This is a genomic window from Yersinia rohdei ATCC 43380 (assembly GCF_000173775.1).
In the GTDB taxonomy this organism is placed as follows: domain Bacteria; phylum Pseudomonadota; class Gammaproteobacteria; order Enterobacterales; family Enterobacteriaceae; genus Yersinia; species Yersinia rohdei.
Genome location: NZ_ACCD01000064.1, coordinates 1 through 4,356 on the forward strand (window position 1 = coordinate 1; position 4,356 = coordinate 4,356).

Consider the following 4,356-nt stretch of genomic DNA (forward strand, 5'->3'; position numbering starts at 1 on the left):
GTAAATGGCGGTGAGGGAGGGATTCGAACCCTCGATACAGCTTTTGACCGTATACTCCCTTAGCAGGGGAGCGCCTTCAGCCTCTCGGCCACCTCACCATACGCTTCTTGCGAATTGTACCTAACTTGCTTTTGAAGAAGCTCATCGGCACTGCGTGGCGCACATATTACTTTCCCGCACTTATAAGTCAAACAATTTTTCCTAACTCGTGTTTATTTGCACAATTCCCACGCAACATGGCCAGTTTGACATCAAAAAGAGTGTTTTATCAACAGATGAGAAAGTGATTATTGTGGAGACATCAAAGAGCGGAGGGAAAGAAATTGTCTTAGCTGCTCAGTTAAATTGACCGTAAACAGAGAATTATTACAGGAATAAGAAGGTAAAAAGTGGATAGCGGGTGAAGCGAGGGGAATAAATAGCAGTAGCGCCTCGTGTAATACGAGACGCTTCTTCAAATCAGTAAGTCGTCGGTTGAGACTTTTCTGCTTGGATACGTTGATAGATTTCTTCACGGTGAACAGAAACCTCTTTCGGAGCATTTACACCAATTCGAACTTGGTTGCCTTTCACCCCTAATACAGTAACCGTAACCTCATCGCCAATCATGAGTGTTTCACCAACTCGACGAGTCAGAATAAGCATTCTTTGCTCCTTGAAAAATTAAAAGAGTCGGGTCTCTCAGTTTCCCCGCCATTATCCATCATACACCGTGAAAACGTAAGCTATCACATTCACATAAAATGTAAGTAGCTTGGTCAAGTCTCTAACTAATACAAGTTTAGCTGAAGCAGACAACTTTGCGTTTAACTTTGTTATCGAACTATGACAGGAAAACTGAAAAACGCCATACCTAGCAGAGAGATATGGCGTATTGATTCAATCAGTCATTACTTGTTTATAGGCGAGACTCAACCCACGCTTCAACACTCGCTAATGCAGATGGCAATGCATGAACATCAGTACCGCCAGCCTGAGCCATATCCGGCCGTCCACCACCTTTACCACCGACCTGCTGAGCAATATCAGCGATTAACTCGCCTGCTTTTACTTTGCTCGTCAGATCTTTGGTTACACCAACAATTAGGCTGACTTTATCATCTGCTGTGGTTGCCAGCACGATAATAGCTGACCCTAGCTGATTTTTAAGATCATCAACCATAGTACGCAACATTTTTGGTTCAACATTATCCAACTGGCTAACTAAAAGTTTTACACCATTAACCAATTTTGCATTGGACGACAATGAGGCACTTTCTTGAGCAGCCTGCTGGTCTTTCAGTTGCTGGAGCTCTCGTTCCAGCATTTTGCTGCGATCCAGTACCGCACGAACTTTATCAGCCAGAGTATGAGTATCACCTTTAACCAGGTGAGCAACATCCGCCAGCAAATCACTCTGTTGATGCAGGAGCGCAATAGCACCTTCACCGGTGACAGCTTCAATACGGCGGATCCCCGCGGCAGTTCCTGACTCAGATAAAATGCGGAACAGACCAATATCACCGGTACGGCTGGCATGAATACCACCACATAGCTCGGTTGAAAAATCACCCATGGTCAAGACGCGTACCTGATCGTCATATTTCTCGCCGAACAGAGCCATTGCGCCCTTTTCTTTCGCCGCCTCCAACTCCATTACTTCAGTTTGGACTGGCATATTACGGCGAATCTGTTCGTTGACCAGATCTTCTACCAAACGAATCTGTTCTGGTTTCATGGCTTCAAAATGGGAGAAGTCAAAACGCAGGTATTTATCATTTACCAGCGAGCCTTTCTGCGCCACATGTTCGCCCAACGTTTTACGTAATGCGGCATGCAGTAAATGCGTGGCAGAATGATTCAGGCGAATACGATTACGTCGTGCTACATCGACCTGAGCATCAATACTGTGGTTAACCCGCAAGGTTCCGTGAGTTAATTGCCCTAAATGCCCGATAGCTTGACCATATTTCTGAGTATCAGACACAGCAAAAGTTGCAGTGGCATTTTTCAACTCGCCTTTATCGCCGACCTGACCACCCGACTCGCCATAGAATGGGGTTTGATTCAGTACAACAACCGCTTCTTCACCTTCATGAATTTCATCAACAGCTTCACCGTTACGGAACAGTGCGGTAACCGTTGCTTGCTGATGAACATGATCATAACCAGAGAACTGGCTCGCGCTATCAACACGAATCAAGCTGTTATAATCGGCACCAAATCCACTCGATTCACGGGCACGACGGCGCTGAGCTTCCATAGCTTGCTCAAAACCAGCCTCATCCACTTTCAGATTACGCTCACGGCAAACATCGGCAGTTAAATCGACAGGGAAACCGTAGGTGTCATATAAGCGGAAAGCTGTTTCACCATCAAGGGTATCCCCCGTTAATTTGCTAAGCTCTTCATCTAACAGTGCTAAACCGCGCTCTAATGTTCTGGCAAACTGTTCTTCTTCAGTTTTCAGAACCTGCTCAACCATTGCCTGCTGTTGTTTCAGCTCATCGGCAGCTGAACCCATAACCGCGATAAGTGGCCCAACCAATTTGTAGAAGAAGGTTTCTTTCGCGCCCAGGATATTCCCATGACGGATAGCGCGGCGAATGATTCGGCGCAATACATAGCCACGGTTTTCATTTGATGGAATAACGCCATCGGAGATCAAGAATGCACAAGAACGGATATGATCGGCAATCACGCGCAGTGATTTGCTATTGAGATCGGTTGCACCCGTGACTTCTGCCACCGCAGCAATCAAATCACGGAACAGGTCTATCTCATAGTTGGTATTAACGTGTTGTAATACAGCAGCAATACGCTCCAACCCCATACCGGTATCAACGGATGGCTTCGGCAGTGGCAACATGGTGCCATCTGACTGACGGTTGAATTGCATAAAGACAATATTCCAGATCTCAATATAGCGATCACCATCTTCTTCTGGAGAACCCGGAGGGCCGCCCCAAATATGGTCGCCATGATCATAAAATATTTCGCTGCATGGGCCACATGGGCCTGTATCACCCATTTGCCAGAAGTTATCAGAGGCAAAAGGAGCGCCTTTATCGCCAATGCGAATAATGCGTTCGTGCGGGATCCCAATTTCGTTGGCCCAGATCTCGTAAGCCTCGTCATCAGTTTCGTAAACGGTTACCCACAGTTTTTCTTTCGGTAGGTTAAACCACTGTCCGCTGGTTAATAATTCCCAAGCGAAACTGATTGCGTCATGTTTGAAATAATCGCCGAAGCTAAAATTACCCAACATTTCAAAGAATGTATGATGACGCGCAGTGTAGCCTACGTTTTCAAGGTCATTATGCTTACCACCCGCTCGCACACAACGCTGAGAGGTTGTCGCACGGGAATAAGCCCGTTTATCCAAACCTAAGAAAACGTCCTTAAACTGGTTCATCCCGGCATTGGTAAACAGCAGCGTAGGGTCATTATTAGGAACCAAAGAGCTGCTTGATACAACCTGATGTCCCTTGCTATGGAAGAAATCGAGAAACGCTTGACGAATCTCAGCGGTGCTCTTGCTCATAATTGTCCCGGAAACAAGCTAAAAGAATAGCCCGCGAGCAGATCTGGTGCCGATAATTGACAACACCGAGAATAAGCTCACGAACGAAAAGTGGGACTAAGATAAATTTTCTTCGCGGGGAAGTAAAATCCCGTGTGCATTCATTCGTCAAAATTACTGTAAATAGACTGAATTTCTTCCTGGAAAAAGCCACGATAGAGAAGATATCGCTGAACTTTGGCCTTTTCTTTCCAATCAACCGGTAGAACTTCACCAAATTTACGCTGTGCTACTTCTTTGGCGAGCATACACCAGTCGATTTCGCTAATGTCGAAAGCGGCTTGGATGAGTTCTTTATCGACACCTTTTTGCATTAATTCAGAACGGATACTCTGCGCACCATATCCTTTACGGCTGCGGCTATTAATGTAGCTGGTAGCAAAGCGAGAATCATCCAACCAATTATGTTGGTAACAATAAGCGATTACCTGTTCGACAACTTTCGGGTCAATATCCTCAACAGGTTCTCCTGCCCCGCTAACCCCACGCTTTCCCCAATTACCTTTTGCTGAAAACGGCTGTATCGCTAATTTGCGGCGCAGTTCAGATTCACTATGATCGCGTTGGGAAAGTAGCCTCATAGCCCGGCTCAGTAGGTCATTCATAAATTACCTTCTTACTTGAAGTTGCAGCGGTGTTAGCTGCACTCTTTCACCCGAATCACTGACCAGTGTCAGCTCATCGGGATTCATTCACTTGCTGCCTTGCTGTAACGCCAATTACTTTGGTAATACCTTTCTTACCTGAAGTTGCAGCGGTGTTAGCTGCACTCTTTCACCCTAATCACTGACCAA

Annotated in this window: 3 protein-coding genes and 1 tRNA gene; all 4 read right to left on the reverse strand. The window is 45.9% G+C overall.

Annotation, left to right across the window (positions count from 1 at the left end; all coding sequences use genetic code 11):
* Positions 1 to 5: 5 nt before the first annotated feature.
* A tRNA-Ser gene (locus YROHD0001_RS0119090) sits at positions 6 to 98 on the reverse strand.
* A 361-nt stretch (positions 99 to 459) separates the two neighbouring features.
* Complete coding sequence (csrA, locus tag YROHD0001_RS00170) at positions 460 to 645, reverse strand: carbon storage regulator CsrA (RefSeq protein WP_002209449.1); 186 nt, start codon at positions 643 to 645, stop codon at positions 460 to 462.
* Between the two features lie 253 nt (positions 646 to 898).
* Positions 899 to 3,523: an alanine--tRNA ligase gene (gene alaS, locus YROHD0001_RS00165; protein ID WP_032818564.1), complete on the reverse strand. Its 2,625-nt coding sequence runs from the start codon at positions 3,521 to 3,523 to the stop codon at positions 899 to 901.
* 140 nt (positions 3,524 to 3,663) lie between these two features.
* Positions 3,664 to 4,167, reverse strand: a complete 504-nt coding sequence (recX, locus tag YROHD0001_RS00160; RefSeq protein WP_004716928.1) for a recombination regulator RecX — start codon at positions 4,165 to 4,167, stop codon at positions 3,664 to 3,666.
* Positions 4,168 to 4,356: the final 189 nt, after the last annotated feature.